Below are 26,374 nucleotides of genomic sequence, written 5' to 3'. Positions count from 1 at the left end.
TTGTGGAGAACGTACGTTCTCCCACATCCAACATACGCGCTTCAGTCGATCAAATCGAGGGCCTTCATTCGGTCGAACACCATCAACGACCCCGGGGCGACATCGGGCATGGCGGCGTACTCGTCGCGAGTGAAGTACCGAATCTCGGCGATCTCGCTGGTCGGCGTCGGCTCGTCGGCAAGATCGGCGAGAAAACACGTGATCTCGAGCGGGGTGCCCATCGGATGGCCCCAGGCCTGGCACTCGAACACTCCGAGCAGCCGAACGTCGATGACCGCGGCGTCGAGTTCTTCCCTGATCTCGCGGTGCAGCGCCTGCTCGGGCGACTCGCCGGGATCGATCTTGCCGCCGGCCATGTAGAAGGCAGATTTGCCCGTCGACCGCGTCTGAAGCATGCGGCGGTGGCGAACGTACGCAAGACCGGCGGTGCGAATGGGTCTCGGTTCACTCATCGACGATCGACTCTCTCTATAGGAAACGTCCGGTTTGTACCGCATGGCACGCCGTCGACCACGCAAAGTAGGATGGAAACCGACAAACGTGCCCGCCACCGTTCGGTGGTCGGTCCGCTATTTCTCACAGACCGAGTCTTCGGAGACCCAGGTCGATTTCACACACAATTTCAAGACCCTACTCATCGCCGCCCTACGACCACCGCCCCGGCCCGAAAGCCGAGGCGACCGAGACGACGGAGTGATTTTTGCTCGCTATTCTTCTTGCGCATGCCGCCGCCGCGCTGCTCGCGCCGCTTCTCGTCCGGTGGTGGGGACGTACTGCATTCTTCCCTTTGGCCCTGGTGCCACTGCTCAGCCTGATCTGGGTGTTCGGCAACTGGAACACCGACCAGAAGCTGCACATCGAATGGGTTCCCGGCCTGTCGATGGACATCGACATGCGCTTCGATTCGCTCGCCGCCATCATGTCGTTGCTCGTTCTGGGCATCGGTTCGCTGATCCTGCTGTACTGCGCGCGCTACTTCGAGGACGACGAGCCCAGGCTGGGCCTGTTCGCCGCCGAGATGGTCGCGTTCTCCGGAGCCATGTTCGGTCTGATCACCAGCGACAACATGCTCGTGCTCTACATCTTCTGGGAAATCACGACGGTGTTGTCGTTCCTGCTCGTCGGTCACTACGCAGAACGCGCGTCGAGTCGGCGCGCCGCGACGCAGGCTCTGCTCGTCACCACCGCAGGTGGTCTGGCGATGCTGGTGGGCATCATCGTCCTCGGCCAGGCCGCTGGGTCGTACAACCTGTCCGACGTCGTCGCGAACGCCCCGGGCGGCTGGCTGCCCGGAGTGGCGATCGTGTTGATCCTCATCGGCGCACTGAGCAAATCGGCCATCGTGCCGATGCACTTCTGGCTGCCCGGTGCCATGGCCGCGCCGACGCCGGTCAGTGGTTACCTGCACGCCGCCGCGATGGTCAAGGCCGGTATCTACCTGGTCGCGCGCCTCGCTCCGGGTTTCGCGGACTCCGGTCCGTGGCGCGCCACGGTCATCAGCCTCGGCTTGCTCTCGATGATTCTGGCCGGGTGGCGAGCACTGCGTGCATTCGACCTGAAACTGATTCTGGCGTTCGGCACGGTCAGCCAGCTGGGCTTCCTGATGGTCCTGGTCGGCATCGGATCCGAGAAGGCCATGTTGGCCGGTCTGACGATGGTGATCGCGCACGCGATGTTCAAGGCCACGCTGTTCATGGTGGTCGGCATCATCGACCACACCACCGGCACCCGAGACATTCGTAAGCTCGCCCACCTGGGCAAGAAGGCCCCGTGGCTCGCCGCCATCGCAGCGCTCGCGGCGGCGAGCATGGCCGGACTACCACCGATGATCGGCTTCGTCGGCAAGGAAACAGCCCTGTCGGCCGTGATCAGCACGCCGACGCTCGACCCCACGGTCGCGGCTGTCGTCGTCGCGGGCCTGGTGATCGGCTCGATTCTGACGGTCACCTACAGCATTCGGTTCGTCTGGGGCGCGTTCGCCCGCAAACAGCTCAAGCGTCCGAGCCCGTCCGTCAGGGCCATGCATGCACCCTCCGCATTGTTCCTCGCCGCGCCCGCGTTCCTCGCCGTTCTGGGTCTGATCGCCGGATTCACGTCCTCGGTCGTCGACCACATCGTCAGTCCCTACGCCCGAACCCTGCCGTCGTACGGGCAGGAGCCTTACCACCTGGCGTTGTGGCACGGGTTCAACCTGCCGCTGGCGCTGACCGTCGTCGTCGTCACCGGCGGCGTCGGGCTGTTCATCGCACACCGGGTGGTCAACCGACTCAAATTCGAGCATCCGCCGCTCGGTAACGCAGACCGCATCTACGACAACGTGCTCAAGTCCATGGACACCCTGTCCATTCGCTTGACCGGCACCACGCAGCGTGGTTCGCTCCCCCTCACTCAGGGCACGATCCTGCTGACGCTGGTGCTGCTGCCGATCATCGTGTTGATCGTCGGCCAAGAACCCGGCCTGGATTACACGCTGTGGAACACCCCGCTGCAGCTGGTCATCGGAGTGATCATGATCGCGGGTGGCCTCGGCGCGACAGTGATGCGCAACCGTCTGGCCAGTGTCATTTTGGTCGGACTCACCGGGTACGGCTGCGGCGTCATCTTCGCCATCCATGGCGCTCCCGACCTCGCCCTGACTCAGTTCCTCGTCGAGACGCTGACCCTCGTGGTGTTCGTCCTGGTACTGCGCAAACTGCCCGCCGAGGTCGACGACCGGGGCTCGGCAGGTTCGCGTGGCCCCCGCGCCGCACTCGCCGTCGCCGTCGGAGCGACCGTCAGCGTGCTCGGCGCGTTCGCGATGAACGCCCGCAGTGCCGCGCCGGTCTCACTGCAGTTCCCCGAGGCCGCGTACGAGCTCGGCGACGGCAAGAACATCGTCAACGTGATCCTCGTCGACATCCGCGCCTGGGACACACTGGGCGAAATCTGCGTACTCCTCGTCGCCGCGACGGGCGTGGCCAGCCTGGTGTTCCGCAACCGGCGGTTCGGCAGCGCTCCGCGGGTGTCCGACGCCCCCGCATCGTCGTCGGACACGAACGACGCGGCGGAGACGACGTGGCTGCTCGGCGGCGATCTGATCGATCCGCGGCATCGTTCGTTGATTCTCGAAGTCACGACGCGGTTGATCTTCCCGACGATCATGGTGCTGTCGATCTACTTCTTCTTCTCCGGACACAATGCCCCCGGCGGCGGTTTCGCCGGTGGTCTGACGGCGGGCCTCGCGCTGGTGCTGCGGTATCTCGCCGGCGGCCGGTACGAGCTCGGCGAAGCGGTCCCGATCGACGCAGGCAAGATCCTGGGTCTCGGGTTGATCTTCGCGGCCGGCACGGCGGTGGCGTCGATGTTCCTCGGCGCTCCGGCACTGTCGTCGGCGACGTTGGAAGTGACACTGCCGATTCTCGGTGACATCAAGCTGGTCACCGCATTGTTCTTCGACCTCGGTGTCTATCTCATCGTGGTCGGGTTGGTACTCGACGTGCTCCGCAGTCTCGGAGCGCGTCTCGACGCACAGGTGGAAATGCAGAGCCAAGGCCGAGTGAGTGCCCGATGACCGCAGATGTCGGAATGCTCGTCATCGTCGGCGTTCTCGTCGCATCGGGTGTGTACCTGCTGCTCGAACGCAGCATCACCAAGATGCTGCTCGGTCTGCTGCTGTTCGGCAACGGAGTCAATCTGTTGCTGCTCACCGTCGGCGGCCCGGCAGGTACCCCGCCTATCGTCGGTCGAGACAACTCGCTGCACCAGAACATGGCCGATCCGCTGGCTCAGGCCATGATCCTGACGGCGATCGTCATCACCATGGGTATCGCCGCCTTCGTGCTCGCGCTGGCGTATCGATCGTTCACGCTCAACACCAAGGACGACCTCGAGAACGACCCCGAGGACACCAAGGTCTCCCAGCGCCGTTCGATGGCCGAAGCACCGGACCGCGACCGTTCCGACGACCCGGTCACCGGTGAGCCGAGCTTCGGCGGCGACGCTTTCGACTCGAAGGGCAATCCGATTCCGCTCGAGCAGATCAGGAACCTCGAAGACCTGGAGTGCTACGAGGATCTGCACGACGGCGACTTCGACAACGACGACGACAACCCCCAGCTCCGCGGTCTCGACGGACTCGACACGGCCGAGAAAGACGACAGCCGACCGGAGCACCCCAGCGCTGACGACACCAGCACCGACGACACGAAGGGAGACGACAAGTGACGATCTCCCCGGGCGTGATCGATGCCCTGACGCCGCTGCCCGTGCTCATCCCGATGCTCGCCGCGGCCTTGACGCTGGTGCTGGGACGTCGCCCCCGCGCGCAGCGTTTCATCACTCTCGCCGCGCTGACCGCGGTGGTCGCGATTTCGTCGATGATGCTCTACCTCGCCGATCGCGATGGGACCAGCGCACTGCAGGTCGGTGGCTGGGATTCACCACTGGGCATTTCGCTGGTGGTGGATCGACTTTCGGCGATGATGCTCGTCGTCTCGTCGATCGTGTTGCTCGCGGTCATGGTGTACTCGATCGGCCAGGGCATCCGCGACGGCAGTGAGAATCAGCCGGTCTCGATCTTCCTGCCCACCTATCTGGCCTTGACCGCAGGCGTCTGCAACGCGTTTCTCGCCGGCGACCTGTTCAATCTGTTCGTCGGATTCGAGGTGTTGCTCGCGGCGTCGTTCGTCCTCCTCACTCTCGGTGCGAGTGCCGACCGGGTCCGCGCCGGCGTGTCCTACGTGATGGTCTCGATGGTCTCCTCGCTGATCTTCCTGATCGGCATCGCACTGGTCTACGGTGCCACCGGAACACTGAATTTGGCCCACATCGCAGTGCGGATGGACGACATCCCGTCCGGCACTCGTACGGCCATCTTCGCGGTGCTGCTCGTTGCGTTCGGCATCAAGGCCGCGGTGTTCCCGCTGTCCACGTGGCTGCCCGACTCGTACCCCACGGCCCCGGCTCCGGTCACCGCGGTGTTCGCCGGCTTGCTGACGAAAGTCGGTGTCTACGCGATCATTCGCGCGCACACGCTGCTGTTCCCGGACGGCTCGCTCGACAACGTTCTGATGGTCTGCGGCCTGCTGACGATGCTCGTCGGCATCCTCGGCTCCATCGCACAGAGCGACATCAAACGACTGCTCTCGTTCACTCTGGTCAGTCACATCGGTTACATGATCTTCGGCGTCGCGCTGTCGACTCAATCGGGACTGTCCGGCTCGATCTACTATGTGGCCCACCACATTCTGGTGCAGACGACCCTGTTCCTCGTCGTCGGCCTGATCGAACGTCAGGCCGGTTCGTCGTCACTGCGACGGCTCGGTGGATTGGCCGCGGCCAGCCCGGTGCTGGCCATCGTCTTCCTGGTGCCGGCCCTCAATCTCGGTGGTATTCCACCGTTCTCGGGGTTCATCGGCAAGGTCGCCCTGCTGCAGGCCGGCAGCGACCAGGGCAGCGTACTGGCCTGGTTGCTCGTGGCCGGCGGCACCGTCACCAGCCTGCTGACGCTCTACGTGGTTGCTCGTGTCTGGACCAAGGCGTTCTGGCGAGCCCGCGCCGACGCACCGGAAGGCGACCTCGCGGACAACAGCCCCTCTGCCCTGCTCGACGATTCCTCGGACATCCAGTTCGGTGACCGCGAGGATGTGGGCCGGATGCCCGCCTTCATGTTGATCCCGACGATCGGCCTGGTCGTCGTCGGTTTGGCGATGACGGTATTCGCCGGGCGCATCATCGACATCAGCGATCGGGCGGCGGCGGATCTGCGGGATCGCTCGGTGTACATCGACGCGGTGCGGGGAGCCGAGTTCGTCGGCGATCAGGCCTACGAACAGGCACGCGCAGACGAGGAGGGCACCCGATGAAGATGAACCGTTCCTTCCTGCTGCGGATCTGGACACTCGGATGGTTGACGGCTATCTGGGTTCTGTTGTGGGGCAACGTCTCTGCGGCCAACATCCTCGGCGGACTCGCGGTCGGCCTGCTCATCATGGTGCTGTTGCCGTTGCCGCGGGTGCCGGTCGAGGGACGCATCCACGTGTTCTCGCTCGTCAAGCTCGCAGTCGTATTCCTCTATTACGCAGCCGAATCCAGTGTCAGCGTGGCGTGGTTGGCGATCCGCCCGAAGGCACCGCCGGTCACCGGTGTGCTGCGCTGCCGCATCGCCATCAAGTCCGATCTGGTGCTCACCCTCTTCGTCGACGCGATGAATCTCGTTCCGGGAACGATGGTCCTCGAGATCGATCGCACCCGACGCCTGCTGTACGTGCATGTGCTGGACATGGGCACGCAGAAGGCAGTCGACGGGTTCTACACGTACGTTCGGAACCTCGAGAAGCTGTTCATCGCGGGATTCGAGCGCGACTCCGATTGGAAGCCGAGCCCCCTGCATTACCAGGAGTACGAGCAGTACCACGGGGTTCTGGGCGACGATCCCGAATCGGGCGATCTCGATACCCCGCGCGACGACAAGAGGACCGACGACAAGAGGAAGGGGGACTGGTCGTGACCGTAGTACTGGCGATCGCAGGCGCGCTGCTGATCGCCGCCGCGATCCTCACCGCATTCCGGTTGCTCGACGGCCCGAGCACGTTGGACCGCTTGGTCGCGATGGACACCATCCTTGCCGTGTCGATGTGTGGGCTCGGTGTGTGGGCCGTCTACAGCCGCGACACCACGCTGGTGCCTGCCATCGTTGCGCTGTCCCTGGTCAGCTTCGTCGGGTCGGTCAGCATCGCACGGTTCAGAGTGAGGGACGAATGAACGACACAGTGAGGGGCGAACGATGACCGCAGCCCAGTGGATTGCATCTGTCTTCATCCTGTTGGGAGCGCTGTTCGCCTTCACGGCCGCGGTGGGCATCGTGCGTTTCCCCGACACGCTCTCGCGCATGCACGCGGCCACCAAGCCGCAGGTGGTCGGGTTGATCATGGTGCTGGTCGGCGCGATCATCAGCCTGCGCGGCAATGTCGACATCTGGATGCTGGTGCTGGTCGGCATCTTCACTCTCGTCACTGCTCCGGTGATTGCGCACACCGTGGGACGCGTCGCCTACCGGGAACAGCGCGGGCGCGACGGCCTGCTCATCGTCAACGAGATGGAACCGAACGAACCCGATCAGTGAAGCGCGAGCGATCGGCGAAGAACGCGGTATGGAATCCGAACGCCATGCCGATCAGAATTCCGAGCACGAGCGGACCGAACACCAGTGGGTTCGCGGCGAATTCCTCGGCGAGGTAGCGGTAGCTCAGCAGTAGGGCGGCCATCGCGACGCAACCGTAGGTCACCAGCGTGATCCGGTCGCGGTCCCATCCCCGTTCCGGGTCGCGCAGCAAAGATTCGATGGTGAGGCACAGGACCGCGCCCGCCACCAGGTCGACGCCGTAGTGGTAACCGAATCCGAGCGTCGCAGCCAGTGTTCCCAACAGCCACAGTGTGCCGCCGGTGCGCAGCCACCAGGGGCCGCGTCGGGAATGGATGAAGATGCTCAGAGCCCACGCGGTGTGCAGGCTCGGCATGCAGTTGCGCGGCGTCTGCGAGTCGAACGGGATCTCGCCGAGGCTGCCCGAGAGCGAAACCGACTGCGTCGGCCACGACTCGAACGCGAACATCGGGCCCACCACCGGGAACAGCAGGTAGAACACCGGTCCGACGAGTCCGATGAGCAGGAACGTGCGGAACAGGAAGTGTCTCGGCCACGCTGAGCCCGCGGCGACCCCACGCAGTTGGTACAGCGCAACAATGATCGCCGCGACGGGGAGCTGAATGTAGATCCAGTGCAGCGTTCCCTCGGCGACCGGGCCGAGTCGGTCCAGAATGCTGCCGAGCACCCAGGACGGATTTCCCAGCGCATGATCGGCGGCGTATGCGTATTCGTCGAGAACGTAGGGCCGGACCAAGGTCGTGATGTGCAACCAGGCATCGCCGGCCTTGGTCGCGAGCAGCAACAGTGCGCCGAGGGCGACGCCGCGCATCGCCCGAGCGTCATGGCGCCGGACGACATGGAACGCGAGCGCGACCAGCACCAGCGACGGCCCGTTCCCGACGGTCGGTGGCACATCGAACAGATACCGGCCGCCCAGTACGACGGCATCGAGCGCGGCAGCGACGGCCAGTACGCGCAGGCGGGACGAGCTGTTCAGACCTACCGTGGCCAGGACGAGCGCCGCCCACGGCAGCGACATCGACTTCGGTGTTCCGAACATGTCGTTCCACATGCTCGGCAACGGGCCGGGGAAGTTCCATTTCCACGCGACGACCTGCAGCGTCAGCAGAAACGCTGCGACAAGGACCGCACCGACGATCAGAGGACGAACAGAGTCCTCACGTGTCGCATCGACCTCGACGCTCTCGACGTCCCCCTGCAGCACGCCGTTGATCGTAAACGCTGAGTGAACACAAAATTAAATACAGAGGGTCACGATTGGAGATCGGTGACCAACGACTCCACGACGGCACGTAGATCGCCGCCGGATTTCGCGGCCACTGCACGCTGGCGTTGATACGAGGCACCGAGGCGGGGAATGTCGGCCACCGCGGCAAGCTCGTCGACGCAATTCAACCGGACCGCCGTCGGAGTCAACTTCTCCAGTAAGTCGTGCAGATCATCGGTGACCAGCCGCTCGTTGCTGTCGGCGTCGAGAATGATCTCGGCGTCGAGGCCGTACCGGGCAGCTCGCCACTTGTTCTCCTGGACGTGCCACGGCGGGATCGTCGGCAGGGTCTCGCCTGCTTCGAGTCGTTCGTCGAGATGCACGATCAGGCAGTGCGTCAACGCGACGAGGGCCGCGAGTTCACGCTTGGTCGATGCGCCGTCGCACACCCGAACCTCGATGGTTCCCCACTTCGGAGCCGGGCGGATGTCCCAGTGCATGCCCCCGAGCTGCTCGATGACGCCGGTCTTGAGCTGATCACGAACGAATCCCTCGAACTGCGACCAGTCGTCGAACTGAAACGGCAGACCGGCCGTCGGCAACTGTTGAAACATCAGTGCTCGGTTGCTGGCGTATCCGGTGTCGTTGCCCGCCCAGATCGGCGACGACGCCGACAGTGCCAACAGATGCGGGTATTGCAGCAGCAACGAGTTGAGGATGGGAAAGACCTTGTCGGGAGAGGACACCCCGACGTGGACGTGCACGCCCCAGATGAGCATCTGTCGGCCCCACCACTGGGTACGCGCGATGAGCTCGTCGTAGCTCGGGGAGCTGGTCAGCTGCTGCGTCGACCATTCCGCGAACGGGTGCGTCCCGGCCGAGAACAGATCGATCCCCAGAGGATCCGCGGCTCGGCGCACCAGGTCCAACGAGCCGCCGAGGTCCTCCATGGCCTCCCCGACGTTCTCGCACACTCCGGTGACGAGTTCGACGGTGTTGCGCAGCAGTTCCTTCGTCACCCGAGGCGTGTCTCCGGCGAGGTCACGAACGCCGTCCATGACTGCCTCGGCGGAGTTGACGAGATCCCGCGTGCTCTTGTCGACCAGCGCAATTTCCCACTCCACGCCGAGCGTGGGTCGCGGAGAACTCGCGAAGTCGATCCGGGGAGCGTTCAAACTACTTCAGTACCGCGCACGCCGCCCGAGCACCGGCATCACCGGTCATCAGGGTCGCCATGTCGGGTACCGCAGCACCGTCGGGCAACGTGTACCGCGGCGGGATGTTGGCGAAGTTGTCTGCGCCCTCGTGCACGATGACCGACGTTCCGGCACCACCGGCGCGCAGGTCGTCCAGCGTGATCGCATCGGTGGTGGTGACCAGGCGGCCCGTGCCGTCCTCGCCCACCTGGATCGACGACAGGTCGCCGCTGGAGGGGTGTTCGGTGCGTCCGTCGACCTGCAGGTGACCACCCGCAGAGAGGAAGTTGCCCGGCTCACCGCCGGTAGGTGCCACCGAGTTGGGCTCGCAGGCCCCGACGGTGTGGACGTGGAAGCCGTGGAAGCCCGGCGTCATGTTCTCGACCTCGGCCGTGACGGTGAGCTTCTCGCCCTCCGACGCGAACGACACGGTGCCCACCTCGGCACCGGACGCGTTGCGGAGCACGCCCTCGATCATGTTCTCGGAGCTGCCTTCCGAGCCACTCTCTGCCCGACCGTCACCGGCGACTGCGGCCGCGGACGGGTCTGCTTCACCGGTCCACACCGGCGGCACCGTGCCGGGTGTGTCGGACGCGACCTCGCCGTTGCTGCAGGCGGAGAGCCCGAGAGCGGCGATCGCGAGGACCGGGGCCACGTAACGCAAAGAGCGGGTCGCAGCAGTGCGTCGCTTGAACAGGTCCATCGAAGAGTGCTCCTCTTTCGGGCAGGGTGAAGGGCTTGCAAAATCATAACGTGCCGACCGATTCGGCCGAACCGGACAGGTTGTCATGCCGGCGAGTTACTGCGTCACGATGACGACGACACCCGCGGTGGATTCGAGTGAACTTGGTTTGGGCTCGGCCGGAATGCCGAGTTGGGTGGCGATCGTCTGCGCTGCCTGCTGCTCACCGGTGTCGGTGCCGTAGTACACCGCGGTCTGGGCGAACTGGGCTTCGCTGAAGTTGCCGGTCTCGGCGACCGTCCAGCCCTCGGCGGTGAGTGTGCTCGCAGTGCCGGCGGCGAGCCCGGAGACGTTGGAGTTGTTGAGCACGCGCACCTCGACATCGGCGGCGGCGCGAGAGGTGGTTGCTGCGGAGGACGTGGTCGACGACGCGGCAGGAGCCTGCGCGGCGGGAGCTTGGGTACCGGGAGCTTGCGCCACCGGAGCGGCAGCCGTCGTCGTCGCGGCAGCGGGCGCCTCTGCGGCGGCATCCTCGGAATCGGAGCCGGTCAGAGACAGTGCACCGACCGCTGCGAACAGGATCGCGAGCGAGATCAGCACCATGGCCAGGGCACGGAGGGGTGGCCCGGTCTGTTCCGGGTTGGGGCTGCTCACGTACTCGACCCTAGCCGACCGTCGATCGAGACCTTTTCAACGGAGCTTGCACCTTCCCCAGGGAGCAACATCTCTCGGCAGAGTCGAAACCCGGCGCGGGGGATCAGACGTCGAAACCGAGCCGACGTGCGGCGCGGGCCTTCTGCCTGCTCGCACGCAAACGGCGCAGTCGCTTGACCAGCATCGGGTCTGCGGCAAGGGCTTCGGGACGATCCACCAACGCGTTGAGGATCTGGTAGTAGCGGGTTGCCGACATGGAGAAGAGTTCCTTGATCGCCTCTTCCTTGGCCCCGGCGTACTTCCACCACTGGCGCTCGAAGGACAGGATGTCGTGCTCTCGTCGGCTCAAGCCGTCCGCACCGACTTCGTTCGGATCGTGAGAGCCGTCCGATCCCGGTTGCTGAGACTGGTTCGAGTCACGCGCTGCTGCGCCGTCCATCCCACTCCTCGACTTCTCGACTCCCCTGGGCCCGTGCGACAACCGACCCCGAGGAAATCTGCTTCCCCCAGTGCTGCCGGCACCCGTACGAGTACCGACCGAACTTCGAGCGAATTACACAGTTGTACTTCGGGGATCATTCAACCACGTTCGACCGCCCGGACCCGGCTCCCGCGAGGTACTCGCGCGTGGCGTGTTCGTCGACGACCGAACCGTCGGTGCGACACTCGTCCACCGGCTCCGCTCCCGACGGGCCGGTGGGTGGGCCGGGCGTCACCCACTATCCTTGTCGACCATGGCAATTCTTCCCATCCGGATCGTCGGCGATCCGGTGCTCCACACTGCGACCGATCCCGTCACCGAGTCGCCGGCCGAGCTCGCCGAGCTGATCGCCGACATGTACGAGACGTTGGCGGCTGCCAACGGCGTCGGACTGGCCGCGAACCAGGTGGGCGTCGGTAAGCGTCTGTTCATCTACGACTGCCCCGACCAAGGCGCGGACGGCAAGGTGTTCCGCCGCCGCGGAGAGGTCGTCAACCCGGTGCTCGAGACGTCCGAGATTCCCGAGACGATGCCCGACCCCGACGATGACGACGAGGGGTGCCTCTCGGTCCCCGGTGAGCAGTACCCCACCGGTCGGGCCGACTGGGCGCGAGTGACCGGTACCGACGCCAACGGCGATCCGGTGGACATCGAGGGCCGCGGGTTCTTCGCCCGGATGTTGCAGCACGAGGTGGGTCACCTCGACGGCTTCCTCTACACCGATGTGCTCATCGGTCGCCACGCGCGAGCGGCGAAGAAGGCGATCAAGCGCTCCGGGTGGGGCGTCCCCGGCCTCAGCTGGGTGCCGGGCACCGTCGACGACCCCTTCGGCCACGACGACGAGGACGAGGACTGATCACTGCCGTGACCGTTCCGCCGGGGACGCGGGTGATGCTGCGGTACCGACTGCCACCCGGCCACACCCATCCGATGACGGACGTCATCGGGGAATTGGTGTCGGCCGACGCGGTCGCGGTGTCGGTCCGCGCCAAGGACGGCGCTCTGGTCCAGGTGGCCGCCGATCGCATAGTGGCCTTGAAGCCGTTGGGCCCCAAACCTGTTCGCACCTCGGAGATTCGGGCTCTCGAGGCGGCCGCGGCCGATGGGTGGCCGGGTGTCGAACAGGAGTGGATCACCGGCTGGCAGTTGCGATTCGGGCACGGCTTCACCGGGCGCGCCAATTCGGCCGTGCCTCTCGAGCCCGGCGCAGCAGCAGATTCCGAGACGGTGGCCGCGATCTCCGCCCGCTACGACGCACGAGGACTGACGCCGATCCTCGCCCTCCCCGACCGTCTCGCGACCGCACCGGCCGGCTGGTCGACGTTCAACGAGACCGTCGTCATGGCGGCGGACATCTCGAATCTGGTTCTACGCGAAGGCGACTCGCCTGTCACCGTCACTCCCGAACCGACCGCCGACTGGTTGAGTTCTCTGCGCTACCAAGGCCGAGAGGCGACGACGGGTGCTGCCGAGGTGGTCTCGGCGGTGCGCAACGGAACTCTCGGTTTCGGCGCGATCGGGAACGCAGGAGTCGGATCGATCGCAGTGGGCCGAGCGGCCGTCACCGCGGCCCCGGACGGTCGGTCGTGGGTGGGCTTGACCTCGCTCTGGGTGTCCCCCGAGCATCGCCGCAACGGTCTCGGCACGCTGATTTGCGGTGAGTTGGTGCGGTGGGGACGCGAGAACGGCGCCACGCACGCATACCTTCAGGTGGCCGTCGACAACACCGATGCCCAGTCGCTCTACCGCGATCTGGGATTCGGCGAGCATCACCGCTATCGCTACGCGCGCCCGGACGACGCGATCGGCCGCGAGCCTGTCGGACGCGTTCTATAGGGTTCCTTCCCGTGCGCTTTGCTACCTGGAATGTGAACTCCGTCCGCTCTCGGCAGGATCGAATCGTCGATTGGTTGCAGCGATCCGACGTCGACGTGCTGGCGATGCAGGAAACCAAGTGCAAGGACGCACAGTTTCCGTACGAGCGGTTCACCGAGATCGGCTACGAGGTTGCCCACGTCGGGCTCAGTCAGTGGAACGGCGTGGCGATCGCGTCGCGCGTCGGCTTGGACGACGTGCAGGTCGGCTTCGAGGACCAGCCCGGGTTCAGCAAGGATCCCGAGGTCGAGGCCGCAGACGAGGCCCGCGCCATCGGAGCGACCTGCAACGGGGTGCGTATCTGGAGCCTGTACGTGCCGAACGGCCGCGAGCTTGCCGACCCGCACTACACCTACAAGCTCGAGTGGCTCGCGGCACTGAAGGCCGACGCGCAGGCGTGGGTGGCGGCGGACCCACAGGCGCAGATCGCGCTCGTCGGCGACTGGAACATCGCTCCCACCGACGACGACGTGTGGGATCCCGCCCTGTTCGAGGGCAAGACTCACACCTCGCAGCCGGAGCGTGATGCCTTCGCGGCATTCTCCGAGGCCGGTTTCACCGAGGTGACGCGGCAGTTCACTCCCGAGCCCAGGACGTTCACGTACTGGGACTACACCCAGCTGAGATTTCCGAAGAAGCAAGGTCTGCGCATCGACATGGCGTTGACCTCACCTGCTCTGACGGCTCGCGTGACCGGCGCATCGATCGATCGCGAGGAGCGCAAGGGCAAGGGTGCCAGCGATCATGCTCCGGTGATCGTGGAGATCGACTGAGCCGCGGTCGTCTCTGCTATTCGACGACCAGGTCCAAGAACTCCGGGTGCTGCGCCAGGTAGCGACGGACGTAGGTGCAGATCGGCACGATGCGCCAGTCACGGTCGCGCGCGGTGTTCAGCGATGCGCGAACGAGCACCCCTGCCCAGCCGCGGTCGCCGTATTCCTCTTTGACGACCGTGTGCATCAGCGCGACGACCGATTCGTCGCCGGCTGCGTCGTCGCCATCGCCGAACCGATAGCCGAGGATGCCGACGAGATCGTCGTCGACGAACAGATCGAATCTGTTGTGATCGGCGTTGTCCTCGATGCGGACCGAGGGGCGCTCGACCGGAATCGCCGCGTCGGAACGGCGGTGAATAATGTGACTCATGTCACTTATGAGACCAGAGTTGCTCGAGTGTCGCGGGGAAAGTGCACCGATCGACGCCGAGTCGAGTCCTTTACGTAACCAGCCGTGGCGTGACCGGCCGGGCAGTGCGAGTACTCAGAGAGCGACGAGCATGTCGTTGTACTCGGGGTTGGCTGCCGCGAAGCGCTGCACGTAGGTGCAGACCGGCTTGACCTTCCAGCCGTAGGACCGCGCGCTGTCGAGGGCGCGGCGAACCAGAATGCCGGCCAAGCCTTGATGACCGAAGTCCTCGGTGACGACGGTGTGCATGAAGGAGACGACATGCGTGCGTGTCGCACGGGCTCCGTTTCCTTCGACTTCGAAGAATCCGACGATGCCGACGAGGTCGCCGTTCAGTCGAAGCTCGAAGCGATTCTGGTCTTTGTTGATCGAGACATCAGCACTGGGAGAACTCGCAAGCATGGACGCCTCCTTTGCTGGGTGTGGAGTGGTGGAGGAACTTCGGAACCGAGACGGTATGTGACGTGCACCACTATTAAACATGCGCGAGGTGGGTCTGTCACCTTTTCTACCAACAAACCTTCGGATGCGTAGGTTTGTCCATCGATCCCGAACCGGATGCTGGTACAGCTCATAAGTGTCCCCGTGCGCCGTTGTGATACAACAACATTCAAAGTGTCACCATGTTTTCACCAACATTCACCTCCGGCGTCTCGCCTGCCGAGACCCTGCCGATCGCGGCCCGCCGGTACTGTCGTCTCTCGTGAAGTTCCTACCGCTCACGCCCAACGGCGAGACTCCCGTCCGCGCGCTGACGATCGCCGGAACCGACTCCGGCGGCGGTGCCGGAATCCAGGCGGACAGTCGCACGATGGCCATGTTGGGCGTGCACGCATGTGTTGCCGTCGCGGCGGTGACGGTCCAGAACACCGTCGGCGTCACGGGCTTCCACGAGATCCCGCCGGAGATCGTCGCGGCTCAGGTTCGCTCGGTGGTATCGGACATCGGCGTCGGCGCAGCGAAGACCGGGATGCTGGCGTCCACCGCGATCATCGAGGCGGTCACGGCCGTGTGCACCGAGGTGGGTATCGGCCGCGACCACCCGGTTCCGCTCGTCGTCGACCCGGTGTGCGCGTCCATGCACGGTGACCCCCTACTGCACGCCGAGGCGCTCGACGCCATCCGGCACACGCTGTTTCCCATCGCCTCGCTGGTGACTCCCAACCTCGACGAGGTTCGGTTGATCACCGGCATCGATGTCGTCGATGACGCCGGCGCGCGTCGCGCCGCCGAGGCGCTGCACGGATTGGGCGCGCAATGGGCCCTGGTCAAGGGCGGTCACCTCCGCACCTCGACCCACAGCACCGATCTACTGTTCGACGGCGACACCTTCCTCGAATTCACCAGCGAACGCATCGACACCGGCAACGATCACGGCGGCGGCGACACCCTCGCGGCCTCGATCGCGTCGGCGCTGGCCCACGGATACTCGATGCCCGACGCGGTGGCGTTCGGCAAGGAATGGGTCACCCGTTGCCTCGCCGCGTCCTACGACCTCGGTGCGGGCCACGGCCCGGTGTCACCGCTGTGGCGATTGCACGAGTCGGAGAATGCGTAGGTCGTCGGGTGCGCCCTTGATCTTCGGCGCGAAGAAACTGCGCCGATAGGGCTTGGCGACTACGTGCAACGCGTCGAGCACCTCCGGTGACACGGCGTCGAGTGCGGCGGCCGAGATCATGATGTTGCCGTTTCCGCCGGTCTGCATGACCCGCGCTGCGACGGTGACGTCGACACCGAGCCAGTCGGAACCGACCTGACGCGGGCTTCCGGTGTGGATTCCGACGCGCATCGTCGGGGTGTAGCCGTCGACGTTCACGCTGGTGAGGGCCTCGCGCGCCGCGAACACGGCGTCCACGGCTTTGCCCGCATCGGCGAACACGGCCATGATGCCGTCGCCCAGCCGTTTCACGACGTGCCCGCCGCGGAACACGACCTCGGGTTCGACGGCTTTGGAGACTTTACGGAGCAACGTCAATGTGGCGGTATCGCCGGCGCGCAGTGACCACGACGAGAATCCGACGAGATCGGTGAAGACGATCGTGACGTCCTCGTCGCCGCGGCCCCGACCGGCTCGCTCGAGGATGGCCTGCCACACCTGGAGGGCACCGAGGCCGAGTTCGCGGGAGGCACCCGGTTCGTCGTCGAGTCCGTTCGCTGCCAGGAACCGATCCGCCACCCGCGCGACGGCCAGTGCGCGTCCCGGGCCGTCGATCGACAGCGGATCACCGAACGTGGGGTCACCGGGTAATGCGCGACGCACACGCCGAACCGCCCCGACGACGGTGGGCGCTCGGTTGGTGGTGCGGACCCACTCCACCACCGAGGAGACGACTGCGTTCACAGCATCGAGCGTAACTCACGGTTACACATACTTCCCTTACCCTTCGGCGCGTGCGGCCTCGCGCGCAGCCCCGACCGGTACTCCGTTGGGGCCTTCCACCGACTGCGCGTAGACACCGATGCCGTACGCCACGGCGGCACCGTTCTTCGCCAGCGCCGCGCGGTCGACGTTCGCCAGGGTGTCCTGATCGGTGTGGTAATTCTCGTCGAACGTCTGATCGGCCGTGCCACCCCACTTCGCGGCCTGCTCGGCGGTCTTGTTCTCGTCCGCGCCGCTGAAGACGCCGCCTGCGGGGATGCCGACCTCGATGAACGGCCCGTAGTCGGATCGACCGTCGAAATCCGTACCGTCGACGGCGATACCGTCGGCCGCCAAATGCTCGACGAACGTGCGCTCGATGGCGTCGGATCCGGCCGGTCCCGCGGGCTCACCGACCTGGTCGGAGTCGTCGCCGTCGTAGGCGAGGTAGCCGGGGTTGTGCGAGCCGATCATGTCGAAGTTCAAGTACAGCGCGATGTTTCGCTTGTCCTCGTCGGACAGGCCCTCGACGTACTTTGTCGAACCGACGAGCCCGTTCTCCTCGGCACCCCAGAATGCGAACCGGACCGCGTTGGTCACCTCGGGCGCACTGCCCATCTGCAGAGCAGTCTCGAGCACGGCGGAGGTGCCGGTGCCGTTGTCGTTGATGCCCGGGCCCTCTGGGACGCTGTCGAGGTGGGCGCCCGCGACCACCACGTTCTCGGTCGAGCCGGTGGTGGTCTGCGCGATGATGTTGCGGCTCGTGGTCGACTCGGTCGTCGTGACGAGCGTCAACGTGACATCGGGGGCCGCGAGGACCGCTGCCCCGTCCTCCTGGCTGACACCGCCGGTCGGAATCTTCGCGGTCTCGGAATCACCGAGCGTTCCCGAATCCAGTGGTCCGGGTTCGTTGTTGACGATGATCGCTGCTGCCGCACCCAATTCGGCGGCGACGGTCTGCTTCGCACCGAACGGGCACACCCCTCGCGGCACGACTGCCACCGCTCCCGTCAGGTCGAGACCGGCGTAATCGGTTGCCTCGCACCCGTCTGCCCCGGCGGGAGCGCCGACGACGCGTGCGGTGATCCCCTCGGCGGACGTGGTGGGCGAGTAGCTGAGCGCGAACACCGGAATCTCGGTGCCCGCGAGCGAGAGGGTTTGCGTCTGCGCCTCGAAGGTGTCGAAATCGAATTCGGGAGTGGTGACGTCGAATCCGGCCGATTCCAGTTGGGAGACAACGTAATCGACACTCGCGTCGTATCCGGCAGTCCCGGCCGCGCGGTTACCGTCGTGCGCGGCGGCGATGTCCTCTAATTCCTGCAGGTGCCCGACGAGGGCATCCTCGGTGACCGCTTCCGACAGTCCGGCCCCGTCGGGTGTCGCGAAAACTCTGGCCGGTTCCTCGTCCCCCGTACCGGAGGAGGACGAGCAACCGGCCAGAATCAGGACAGTGACGGCGCTACCTGCAAGCAAGGAAATCCGCATAGCGGACACCCTACCCAGGCAGGTGTCAGGCGTCCCGGCGATTGACGACGAACACTGCCACTCCGAAGATCACCGCGGTGAAGACGACGAAGTAGATCAGGCTGCCGACGGGTCCCCAGTGGAAGTCCGTTCCCGCGGATCCGCCGAGGAAATGGTCGGCGTTCTTGAACGGCAGGAACGGCTGAATCTTCTCGCCGACCTTCGGGATGATCCCGACGAGGTTCTCGATGAGCAACGGCCACAACAACAACACGGCGATGGCACCGGCGGACTGGCGAATCAGCGCACCCACGGCAACGGCCAGAACGATCTGCACGAACGCCAGAATTGCGGTGCCGTAGACGACGCGCCAGGTGCCGTCGACGTCGAAGCTCAGCAATGCGCCGGCTTCCTCACCGGCGATGGATTTGGCCAGGAACAACGCGCCGAAGGCGAGAACCAACGACAGCACTGCCCCGTACACGCCGACGATCAGTGCCTTCGCACCGAGCACCGAGGCCCGGTTGGTGATCGCCTGGAACGTGGTTCGGATCAGGCCGAAGCGGTATTCGCTGGTGACGGTGAGTGCACCGAGGATCATCAGCACCATGATGCCGAGTCCGCCGACGCCGCTGCCGACGACGTCGTATGCGGTGGTCGGTGGCAGACCTTCCGGCGCATCCGGGCCGACGGCGGTCTTTGCGGCCCAACCCAGGATGGCTCCGAACCCGAGGCCGAAGACCACCACGATCGCGCTGCACCACCACGGCGACTTGGTCGAGGTGAACTTGATTCTTTCTGCTGCCAAGACGCCCATCAGAGTGCACCGCCCATTGCTTGCTGAGTGTTCTGGTCTTCGGCTCCCGAGCCGTGATATTGCACTGTGTCTCCGGTGAGTTTCATGAATGCTTCCTCGAGCGAGCCGCGCTGAGAGGCCAACTCGTGCAATGTGATTCCGGCCCGGCCGGCGAGGTCGCCGATCGCGTCGGTGGTGGAGTTCAGCACGACGAGCGAGGGCTGCAGTTCGTCGGACTTGTCCGGCTCACGCACCGTGAGGCCGGCGGTGGTCAGCACCTGACGTAGGCCGTCGAGTTGTGGGCTGCGCACGCGTACCGAGGCCTCGGAGGCATGGTCGATGAATTCCTGCACCGGGGAATCCGAGATCAGCTTGCCGCGTCCGATGACGATGAGGTGTTCGGCCGTCTGCGCCATCTCCGAGAGCAGGTGGCTCGACACCAGGACCGTGCGGCCCTCGGCTGCCAAGCGCTGCATGAACTTTCGGATCCAGACGATGCCCTCGGGATCGAGTCCGTTGACCGGCTCGTCGAACAGCAACACCTTGGGGTCACCGAGAAGAGCGCCGGCGAGACCGAGCCGCTGCGACATGCCGAGCGAGAATCCGCCCGCATTCTTCTTCGCGACCTCGGACAGGCCCACCAGCCGCAGCACCTCGTCGACGCGGGACTTGGGGATGCCGTTGGACGCGGCCATCCATTCCAGGTGCGCACGCGCAGACCGGTTGGGGTGCACCCATTTGGCGTCGAGCAGAGCGCCGACGGTACGCAGTGGCTGCTTCAGGTGGCTGTAGCTCTTGCCCTCGATGGTCGCCGTCCCCGAGGTGGGGCGGTCGAGCCCGAGAATCATCCGCATCGTGGTGGACTTGCCCGCACCGTTCGGTCCGAGAAAGCCGGTCACGATGCCGGGTTTGATGGTGAAGGTGAGGTTGTCGACCGCCGTCACCGCTCCGTACTGCTTGGTCAGTCCTGTCACTTCGATCATGGGACAACTGTCCCCGATCGACGGCGTCTCCACATCGCCCCACAGTCGCGACTTGCATCATCCTTTTGGATGACACAGACCCTGAGACAGCCGAGGCCTGGCTGGGTCACGCGGTCGCAGAAGCGCGGCCGCAAATGCGCGCGCGTTTGCCAGATGCGCGGGGATTCGCCCTTGTTTTCGCCACTATTCTGCGCGCGTTTCGCAAACGCGCTCGCGTTTGCGAAATACGCAGCACCACACAAAGCGCTGCGCCGCCGACGCAGCCGCTACATCGGTGAGCTTGCCTGCGCCCAGAATCGTTTCGGGATGCGGCCTGCATGTCGGGCCTGGTAACCCGCCGCCACCGCATGTCTCATCGCCGACGCCATCAGCGCCGGGTCCTTCGCGCGGGTCACCGCGGTGGCGAGCAGCACTGCGTCGCAGCCGAGTTCCATCGCGAGGGTTGCGTCGCTGGCGGTGCCGATGCCCGCGTCGAGGATCACCGGCACCCCTGCGGCCTCGACGATCATCTCGATGTTGTGCGGGTTGGCGATGCCGAGGCCGGTGCCGATGGGTGAGCCGAGCGGCATGACGGCCACGCAGCCGATGTCTTCGAGACGTTTGGCCAGTACCGGGTCGTCGGTGGTGTACGGCAGCACCTGGAAACCGTCGTCGACGAGTTGCTCTGCGGCCTTGACCAATTCGATGGCGTCGGGCAGCAGGGTTCGCTCGTCGGCGATCACTTCGAGTTTCACCCAGTCGGTCTCGAGCGCCTCGCGGCCCAGCTGCGCGGTGAGCACGGCCTCGGCCGATCCTCGACACCCCGCGGTGTTCGGCAGCGGAGCGATGTTCAGCCGGCGCAGCAGATCGAGCACTCCCGTCCCACCCGCGGCGTCGACGCGGCGCATCGCGACGGTGGTCAGTTCGGTTCCCGATGCGACGAGGGCTTCCTCGAGGACGGCGAGGTTGGCCGCTCCCCCGGTGCCGGTGATGAGCCGGGACGTGAAGGTGCGATCGGCGATGGTGAGTGCGCTAGCCACCCTGAACCGCCGTGAGAACGTCGATGGTCCAACCCTTTTGGACGTCGGTGGTGTCCCATCGACTCTTGGGCAGCACGGCACCGTCGACGGCGACGGCAATGCCTTTCTCGGGCAAGCCGAGGAATTCGAGCAGCCGACGCATGGTCATGTCCTCGGTGAGCAGGTGGTCCTCGCCGTTGACGGTGATGCCGATGGCAACCTGTGTCATGGTGTCCTTTCGATTCGAGAAGAGTCGATCTGTGAGAAGCGTTCGGGTGAGGCCGCTTTCGCCTCGGGCAGCGTCTCGCCCGATATCAGCGCGGCGACGGCGTCGGCGGTGATCGGCGCGAGCAGAATGCCGTTGCGGCCGTGCCCGGTAGCGACGATCACGTTGTCGGCGAGTCTGCCGATCAACGGCAGTCCGTCGGGGCTCATCGGCCGTAATCCTGCAGCGGTTTCGTACAGTTCGTACTCGCCGATACTCGGCATGAGTCGTTCGGCGTCGGCTATCAGGTCTCGTACCCCCGCCACGGTGACCTGGGTGTCCTCACCGGATTCGTATTGTGTTGCGCCGACGACCAATCCGTCGCCGCGTGGCACCAGGTACACGGGGCGGCCGTGCACGGTTCCGCGAATGGTGCGGTGCGGCGGCGGTGCGGCGCTGGGCCTACGACGCAGCCGCAGGATCTCGCCTTTCACCGGCCTGACCGGCAGCGTCGGCCACAGTGCGGCGCAGCGCGAACCGGCGGCCAGGACCACCTGATCGGCGTCGGGAATTGCGTCGACCGAGGTTGCCACGAACTCCACTCCGGCGTCGAGACATCCCTGTTGGAGCGCCGTAACCAGGGCCCGATTGTCGACGGACAGCTCGGTCGGTGCCAACAACCCGAGCCGAATGTTCTGCGCCAATGCAGGTTCGAGTTCACGCACCTGCGCGCGGCCGAGAATCTCGAGCTCGTGTCCCTGCTCGCCCACCCATTCGGCGATCGTGCGCAGGTCGGTGGCGTCGGCGGAGTCGAGGGCGACGGTCATCGATCCGGTGGCCGAGAACACCCCCGGGCCGGGGAGGCGTCCGGCGAAGTCCGGCCACCGCTCGAGCGACGCGGCACCGAGCCGTAGGAGTTCGTGTTCACCGGGCCACCCCTCGGACAGCGGGGCCAGCATGCCCCCGGCGACCCACGACGCGCCTCGACCCAGCGCAGGATCGTGCACCACCACCCGATGGCCGTCCTCCGCCAGTCGTAGTGCCGTCGACAGCCCGATGACGCCTCCGCCGATAACGACGATATGCACGCGATTCACGTCCTCACTCCCTGCGCCCGCATGATCGGGTTCAGGTATTGACGGTAAGGGCGGCGAACCCACTCTCAACCCCACGATCCCCGGGACTCCCGCGATATGTCGGCCACTCCGTCGTCGGTCGCGGCTGCCATGAGAATACAGTTCGTTTCGTGCACCCAACTCAGACCGTCCGCAACCAGACTCCTCGCGAGCGTCTTGCGTCCGCTCGCCTCTACCTGTGTACCGATGCCCGACGCGACAAGGGCGATCTCGCGCAGTTCGCCGAGGCCGCGTTGTCCGGTGGCGTCGACATCATCCAGCTGCGCGACAAGAACTCCGCCGGTGAGCGCCAGTTCGGGCCGCTCGAGGCCAAGGACGAGCTCGCTGCGCTGGCGATTCTGCTCGCGGCCACCAAACGTCACGGTGCCTTGCTGGCCGTCAACGACCGCGCGGATCTGGCGCTGGCGTCCGGTGCCGACGTCCTGCATCTGGGCCAGGGCGACCTGCCGGTGCACTACGCGCGCCAGATTCTGGGCCCGGACGTGGTGATCGGACGCTCGACTCAGAACCGCGCGCAGTCCTCGCTCGCCGCCATCGAGGACGGCGTCGACTACTTCGCCGTCGGTCCGGTGTGGCCGACGCCCACCAAGCCCAACCGCTCGGCCGCCGGCCTGGAAACTCTGCGGGCCACCGCGGATGCGTTGCCGGAGCGCCCGTGGTTCGCCATCGGCGGCGTCGACGCGACCAATGTGGATCAGGTTCGAGCGGCGGGAGCCGAGCGCATCGTGGTCGTTCGGGCGATCACCGAGGCACGTGATCCGCAGGCCGCTGCGCGCGCGCTGGTACAGGCGCTACAGAACTGACGTCACAGCCAGGCGAGCACGGCAGACGGCGAGAGCACGTGCACCGCGCCGGGCAGTCGATTCTGGAGTCCGCGGTCGGCGGTGACCAGCGCGGTCAGGTCTGTCGATCGGTGGGCCTGATCTGTGAGGGTGTCGTCGCCACTGCCGTCCGCGAGGATCACCGGGATGCGCGGATCGTCGACAACGGCGTCGCGCGCTTGCCCCTCGAGCACGGCCTCGATGCGGGTGAGCCAGCCGTACTGGCCGCTGGGTAGTTCCACCGTGCGCGGCAGTGTCGCGGCCAGCGACGTCAACAGTGCGCCGGTCGAGCCGGCGCGGTCCTTCCACCAGCCGTCGGGCCGGGAGCCGAGGACGTTGGCGGTGTCGAGCAGCACGCGCAGCGGCTCGGTACGCAGCGACGGCCAGCTCGACGCGAAACCCGGGTGCAGTGGCAGCTCGCCGACGATGGACTCCGGCACCCACCGCAGTTCCGTGCTCTCGCCGTTCGGGACGGTGGCCAGCGGGTGATCGGTGTCGGCGATGACCGTGGTGTACGACCAACCGCTCGGGACTGCGGCGGTGACACGCTCGCTGCGCACGCTCAACTGTTCGGCCGAGATACCGGCTTCCTCGTGCGCCTCGCGGACCGCCGCGTGCTCGGTGCTCTCGTGCGAATCGCGAGCCCCGCCCGGCAGGGCCCACGTTCCGCCCTGGTGACTCCACAACGCGCGGTGCTGCAGCAACACCATCGGTTCGCCCGCATCGGAGGGCGCACGGAGCAGCAGACCGGCGGCACCGTGCTTGCCCCAGTGCCGAGAACCGTTCTCACCGATCACCCAACCGTCCCCGTCACCGCGCATGCTCCCCACCCTAGGTGAACCGCCTCGCCGCAGTGACTGTGCTGTAGTGGCTGCAGTGCGGTCCGCCTGCTTATATGCTCGATGCGTGATCGCGGCCGGCATTACTCCCTCTGCTGCCGTCCCCCCGACAACGGCACCCCACGTCGGTGCCGCTGCAGGCAAGCCACCGGTTCGATACACGATGCGTTCGACGCCTGCGCGGTTGGTCGCGATGGGTACCGCGCTGGTCGTCTTGGCGCTGACGGTCGGAAATCTCGCGTCCACGGCGGTGACCGATCGAGTCGACACTCTCGGGACACTGCTGGTGCGCACCGAGCCGTTCGCCAACTCGGCTCAGAATCTCTACGGTGCCCTGTCGGTGGCCGACGCGGCGGCCGCGTCGGCATTCATTGCCGGTGGGCTCGAGCAACCCGAAGTACGTGACCGGTACTCGCAGGCATTGGGTGAGGCGTCGTCGGAATTGATCGCCGCGTCCGCCGGGGTCACCGACAAGGACGAGGCCACCAGCGCAGTGCTGACTCAGATCGCTACCGGGTTGCCGGTGTACAGCGGGCTGGTCGAGACGGCGCGAGCGAACAATCGCAGCGGGAACCCGGTGGGTGCGGCATATCTCGGCGAGGCGTCGACGATGATGCAGTCCAGCCTGTTGCCGCTGGCCGAGAAGTTGTACACCGAGCAGGCCTCCCGCGTCTCGGCCGATCAGGAGAGGTTCACCAGTCCCCCGTACTTCGCGATCGGGTCGGTGGTGTTCCTGTTGCTGATGACCGGTCTCGCTCAGTGGTACCTGTCCCGGACGACGCGTCGCACACTGAATGTCGGTTTTCTCGGTGCCACGGCCGCTCTGGCGGGCTTGCTCGGGTGGATGTTGGTGGTGGGGTTGATCTCGTCGATCGCCACCGACCGCGCGATCGACCGCGGGGTGGCGCCGCTGAAGTCCTACACGACGGGTTTCATTCTGGCCCAGCAGGCCAGGGCGGACGAGACACTCGACCTGGCCCGCCGCGGTGGCAGCCAGGATTACGGACAGTCGTTCGCCGGCAACGTCTCTCGGCTCGCGGACATGTTCGAGGGCGACCCCGAGGTGACCGAGGCCCTGAACAACTGGTCGGCCTCGCATGCGCGGATCGATTCGGCGCTCGAGGTGGGCGACTTCAACGGTGCGGTGTCGATAGCGACCGGATCGGGTGATTCGGATTCGGCGGCCGCGTTCAATGCTCTCGACAGTGTGCTGGTCGACGGGATCGACAGTGCTCGAGGCGAACTGCGCTCCAACATCGACCGATCGGTCTGGGTCCTGTCGGGTTTGTCGAACGGTGCGTACGTGCTGACGGTCGTGGCGTCGGTGGCGTTCGGTGTCGGCCTGTTCCCGAGGTTGCGTGAGTACCTGTGAAACGTCTGCTCGCTGCCGGCCTCGTCGCGACTGCCCTGCTCGTCGGGTGCTCGCCGCCGGAAAGGATTGCGGCACAGACTGATACGACGTTCACCGAACCCCCTCTGCCCGACGGTGCCGCCGTCGCAGCTCGGCCCACCGAAACACCGGCGGACGACGAGTGCGCCCGCCCCACGGCCAGTCTGCGGCCGCTACCGACCGGCACCGACGTGCCACTGCCTCCGCAGCCGACCATCGATGCACTCCGCGCCAAGGGTCGCCTCGTCGTCGGCCTCGACACGGGCAGTAACCTTTTCAGCTTTCGCGACCCCATGACCGGGCAGCTGGTCGGGTTCGACGTCGACATCGCTCGGGAGATCTCACGCGACCTGTTCGGAGACCCGAACCGGTTGGACTTCCGAATTCTGACGTCCGCACAGCGCCTCGAAGCTCTGCAGGACTCGACGGTGGACATCGTGGTGAAAACCATGACGATCACGTGCGCCCGGCGTAAGGACGTCCAGTTCTCCACCGTGTACTTCCAAGCGCAGCACCGAGTTCTGGTGGTGCAGGGCTCGGGTATCCGTGGGGTCGGGGATCTGGCGGGCAAGCGGGTGTGCGCGGTGGAGGGCACCACGTCGCTGCGTCGCCTGCAGCGGGTGCAGCCGGCCGCGACCGTGGTGACGGTGCCGATGTGGTCGGATTGCCTGGTGGTACTGCAACAACGACAGGTCGACGCCATCAGCACCGACGACGCCATCCTGGCCGGACTTGCCGCACAGGACCCGTACCTCGAGATCGTCGGCGACAGTCTGAGCCCGGAACCGTACGGCGTGGGCATCAACAAGAAGAACGAGGATCTCGTGCGCTTCGTCAACGGAACGTTGGCACGCATCAGGTCCGACGGCACCTGGAACCGCATCTACAACAAATGGCTGACGGTGCTCGGCCCCTCCCCCGGTCCACCCACCGCGTCGTACAGCGATTAGAGGCGCACG

At 65.8% G+C, this 26,374-nt stretch carries 29 protein-coding genes; 13 read left to right on the top strand and 16 right to left on the bottom strand.

Annotated elements, in window-relative coordinates:
- Positions 1-41: 41 nt before the first annotated feature.
- On the bottom strand, positions 42-452 hold the full coding sequence (locus tag ASH04_RS02845; RefSeq protein WP_027498464.1) for an NUDIX hydrolase: 411 nt from the start codon (positions 450-452) through the stop codon (positions 42-44).
- Between the two features lie 248 nt (positions 453-700).
- On the opposite strand from ASH04_RS02845, the gene ASH04_RS02840 reads away from it, so the two are divergent.
- The 6 genes from ASH04_RS02840 to mnhG are packed head-to-tail and all read left to right on the top strand — an operon-like array spanning position 701 to position 7,102.
- A complete protein-coding gene (locus tag ASH04_RS02840) occupies positions 701-3,550 on the top strand; it encodes a Na+/H+ antiporter subunit A (protein WP_032406515.1) in 2,850 nt (949 codons plus the stop codon).
- On the top strand, positions 3,547-4,203 hold the full coding sequence (locus ASH04_RS02835) for a Na(+)/H(+) antiporter subunit C (protein ID WP_032365135.1): 657 nt from the start codon (positions 3,547-3,549) through the stop codon (positions 4,201-4,203). Before ASH04_RS02840 ends, ASH04_RS02835 begins: the two co-directional genes overlap by 4 nt.
- Entirely contained in the window at positions 4,200-5,843 is a 1,644-nt protein-coding gene (locus ASH04_RS02830; RefSeq protein WP_027498466.1) for a Na+/H+ antiporter subunit D, read from the top strand. The genes ASH04_RS02835 and ASH04_RS02830 overlap by 4 nt, the downstream gene beginning before the upstream one ends.
- A gap of 2 nt (positions 5,844-5,845) precedes the next feature.
- Complete coding sequence (locus ASH04_RS02825) at positions 5,846-6,487, top strand: Na+/H+ antiporter subunit E (RefSeq protein WP_230073398.1); 642 nt, start codon at positions 5,846-5,848, stop codon at positions 6,485-6,487.
- Positions 6,484-6,741, top strand: a complete 258-nt coding sequence (locus ASH04_RS02820; RefSeq protein WP_027498468.1) for a monovalent cation/H+ antiporter complex subunit F — start codon at positions 6,484-6,486, stop codon at positions 6,739-6,741. Before ASH04_RS02825 ends, ASH04_RS02820 begins: the two co-directional genes overlap by 4 nt.
- 22 nt (positions 6,742-6,763) lie before the next feature.
- Complete coding sequence (gene mnhG, locus ASH04_RS02815) at positions 6,764-7,102, top strand: monovalent cation/H(+) antiporter subunit G (RefSeq protein WP_027498469.1); 339 nt, start codon at positions 6,764-6,766, stop codon at positions 7,100-7,102.
- On the opposite strand, the gene ASH04_RS02810 is transcribed toward mnhG, so the two are convergent.
- The 5 genes from ASH04_RS02810 to ASH04_RS02790 all read right to left on the bottom strand — a co-directional run bounded on the left by ASH04_RS02810 (position 7,068) and on the right by ASH04_RS02790 (position 11,322).
- The gene (locus ASH04_RS02810) at positions 7,068-8,357 is read right to left on the bottom strand and encodes a phosphatase PAP2 family protein (RefSeq protein ID WP_032365133.1); all 1,290 of its coding nucleotides are present in this window, start codon (positions 8,355-8,357) and stop codon (positions 7,068-7,070) included. The two genes, mnhG and ASH04_RS02810, sit on opposite strands and share 35 nt — an antisense overlap.
- Before the next feature lie 38 nt (positions 8,358-8,395).
- The gene (locus tag ASH04_RS02805; RefSeq protein WP_027498472.1) at positions 8,396-9,526 is read right to left on the bottom strand and encodes a glutamate--cysteine ligase; all 1,131 of its coding nucleotides are present in this window, start codon (positions 9,524-9,526) and stop codon (positions 8,396-8,398) included.
- Between the two features lies 1 nt (position 9,527).
- On the bottom strand, positions 9,528-10,250 hold the full coding sequence (gene sodC, locus ASH04_RS02800; RefSeq protein WP_032365131.1) for a superoxide dismutase[Cu-Zn]: 723 nt from the start codon (positions 10,248-10,250) through the stop codon (positions 9,528-9,530).
- Positions 10,251-10,346: 96 nt separating this feature from the next.
- Positions 10,347-10,883 (bottom strand): LytR C-terminal domain-containing protein, encoded by a 537-nt coding sequence (locus ASH04_RS02795; RefSeq protein WP_230591907.1) that lies wholly within the window; start codon positions 10,881-10,883, stop codon positions 10,347-10,349.
- Positions 10,884-10,986: 103 nt separating this feature from the next.
- Positions 10,987-11,322, bottom strand: coding sequence for a DUF3263 domain-containing protein (locus ASH04_RS02790; protein WP_032365130.1), 336 nt, complete (start codon positions 11,320-11,322; stop codon positions 10,987-10,989).
- Positions 11,323-11,617: 295 nt separating this feature from the next.
- On the opposite strand from ASH04_RS02790, the gene ASH04_RS02785 reads away from it, so the two are divergent.
- From ASH04_RS02785 to ASH04_RS02775, 3 genes are read left to right on the top strand one after another with little or no spacing between them, the layout of a single operon-like run.
- Positions 11,618-12,220: a peptide deformylase gene (locus ASH04_RS02785; RefSeq protein WP_027498476.1), complete on the top strand. Its 603-nt coding sequence runs from the start codon at positions 11,618-11,620 to the stop codon at positions 12,218-12,220.
- 8 nt (positions 12,221-12,228) lie between these two features.
- Entirely contained in the window at positions 12,229-13,200 is a 972-nt protein-coding gene (locus tag ASH04_RS02780) for an N-acetylglutamate synthase, CG3035 family (protein WP_442971180.1), read from the top strand.
- A gap of 11 nt (positions 13,201-13,211) precedes the next feature.
- Entirely contained in the window at positions 13,212-14,012 is an 801-nt protein-coding gene (locus ASH04_RS02775; protein WP_052053269.1) for an exodeoxyribonuclease III, read from the top strand.
- Between the two features lie 16 nt (positions 14,013-14,028).
- Here ASH04_RS02775 and ASH04_RS02770 read toward each other — a convergent pair whose 3' ends face one another.
- Together ASH04_RS02770 and ASH04_RS02765 are read right to left on the bottom strand one after the other, a co-directional pair.
- A complete protein-coding gene (locus tag ASH04_RS02770; RefSeq protein ID WP_045840626.1) occupies positions 14,029-14,385 on the bottom strand; it encodes a GNAT family N-acetyltransferase in 357 nt (118 codons plus the stop codon).
- Positions 14,386-14,499: 114 nt separating this feature from the next.
- Positions 14,500-14,826, bottom strand: coding sequence for a GNAT family N-acetyltransferase (locus tag ASH04_RS02765; protein WP_027498479.1), 327 nt, complete (start codon positions 14,824-14,826; stop codon positions 14,500-14,502).
- A gap of 301 nt (positions 14,827-15,127) precedes the next feature.
- Between ASH04_RS02765 and thiD the strand changes: the two genes are divergently transcribed.
- Positions 15,128-15,982 (top strand): bifunctional hydroxymethylpyrimidine kinase/phosphomethylpyrimidine kinase, encoded by an 855-nt coding sequence (gene thiD / locus ASH04_RS02760; protein WP_032374726.1) that lies wholly within the window; start codon positions 15,128-15,130, stop codon positions 15,980-15,982.
- On the opposite strand, the gene ASH04_RS02755 is transcribed toward thiD, so the two are convergent.
- The 7 genes from ASH04_RS02755 to thiO form a co-directional block, all read right to left on the bottom strand.
- Positions 15,944-16,765, bottom strand: coding sequence for an adenylate/guanylate cyclase domain-containing protein (locus ASH04_RS02755; RefSeq protein ID WP_027498481.1), 822 nt, complete (start codon positions 16,763-16,765; stop codon positions 15,944-15,946). The two genes, thiD and ASH04_RS02755, sit on opposite strands and share 39 nt — an antisense overlap.
- 36 nt (positions 16,766-16,801) lie before the next feature.
- Positions 16,802-18,268: a M28 family peptidase gene (locus ASH04_RS02750; protein ID WP_027498482.1), complete on the bottom strand. Its 1,467-nt coding sequence runs from the start codon at positions 18,266-18,268 to the stop codon at positions 16,802-16,804.
- A 25-nt stretch (positions 18,269-18,293) separates the two neighbouring features.
- The gene (locus ASH04_RS02745) at positions 18,294-19,064 is read right to left on the bottom strand and encodes an ABC transporter permease (protein ID WP_027498483.1); all 771 of its coding nucleotides are present in this window, start codon (positions 19,062-19,064) and stop codon (positions 18,294-18,296) included.
- Positions 19,064-20,026 (bottom strand): ABC transporter ATP-binding protein, encoded by a 963-nt coding sequence (locus ASH04_RS02740; protein ID WP_057472690.1) that lies wholly within the window; start codon positions 20,024-20,026, stop codon positions 19,064-19,066. The genes ASH04_RS02745 and ASH04_RS02740 overlap by 1 nt, the downstream gene beginning before the upstream one ends.
- Before the next feature lie 266 nt (positions 20,027-20,292).
- Positions 20,293-21,045, bottom strand: a complete 753-nt coding sequence (locus ASH04_RS02735; RefSeq protein WP_032374723.1) for a thiazole synthase — start codon at positions 21,043-21,045, stop codon at positions 20,293-20,295.
- Entirely contained in the window at positions 21,038-21,253 is a 216-nt protein-coding gene (gene thiS, locus ASH04_RS02730) for a sulfur carrier protein ThiS (protein ID WP_027498486.1), read from the bottom strand. Before thiS ends, ASH04_RS02735 begins: the two co-directional genes overlap by 8 nt.
- Positions 21,250-22,317: a glycine oxidase ThiO gene (thiO, locus tag ASH04_RS02725; protein ID WP_082519167.1), complete on the bottom strand. Its 1,068-nt coding sequence runs from the start codon at positions 22,315-22,317 to the stop codon at positions 21,250-21,252. The genes thiS and thiO overlap by 4 nt, the downstream gene beginning before the upstream one ends.
- 158 nt (positions 22,318-22,475) lie before the next feature.
- On the opposite strand from thiO, the gene thiE reads away from it, so the two are divergent.
- Positions 22,476-23,168: a thiamine phosphate synthase gene (gene thiE / locus ASH04_RS02720; protein WP_027498488.1), complete on the top strand. Its 693-nt coding sequence runs from the start codon at positions 22,476-22,478 to the stop codon at positions 23,166-23,168.
- A 2-nt stretch (positions 23,169-23,170) separates the two neighbouring features.
- Here thiE and ASH04_RS02715 read toward each other — a convergent pair whose 3' ends face one another.
- Positions 23,171-24,007 (bottom strand): NUDIX hydrolase, encoded by an 837-nt coding sequence (locus ASH04_RS02715; RefSeq protein WP_032365122.1) that lies wholly within the window; start codon positions 24,005-24,007, stop codon positions 23,171-23,173.
- An 85-nt stretch (positions 24,008-24,092) separates the two neighbouring features.
- Here ASH04_RS02715 and ASH04_RS02710 point away from each other — a divergent pair, with 85 nt between their 5' ends.
- Positions 24,093-25,397: a hypothetical protein gene (locus ASH04_RS02710; RefSeq protein ID WP_032391271.1), complete on the top strand. Its 1,305-nt coding sequence runs from the start codon at positions 24,093-24,095 to the stop codon at positions 25,395-25,397.
- On the top strand, positions 25,394-26,365 hold the full coding sequence (locus tag ASH04_RS02705; protein ID WP_032391270.1) for a glutamate ABC transporter substrate-binding protein: 972 nt from the start codon (positions 25,394-25,396) through the stop codon (positions 26,363-26,365). The genes ASH04_RS02710 and ASH04_RS02705 overlap by 4 nt, the downstream gene beginning before the upstream one ends.
- Positions 26,366-26,374 lie beyond the last annotated feature (9 nt).

Origin of the sequence: Rhodococcus sp. Leaf233, assembly GCF_001426165.1 — a bacterium.
In the GTDB taxonomy this organism is placed as follows: domain Bacteria; phylum Actinomycetota; class Actinomycetes; order Mycobacteriales; family Mycobacteriaceae; genus Rhodococcoides; species Rhodococcoides fascians.
The sequence above is the reverse complement of the archived record's forward strand: the minus strand, read 5'-3'. Positions and strand labels throughout refer to the sequence as shown.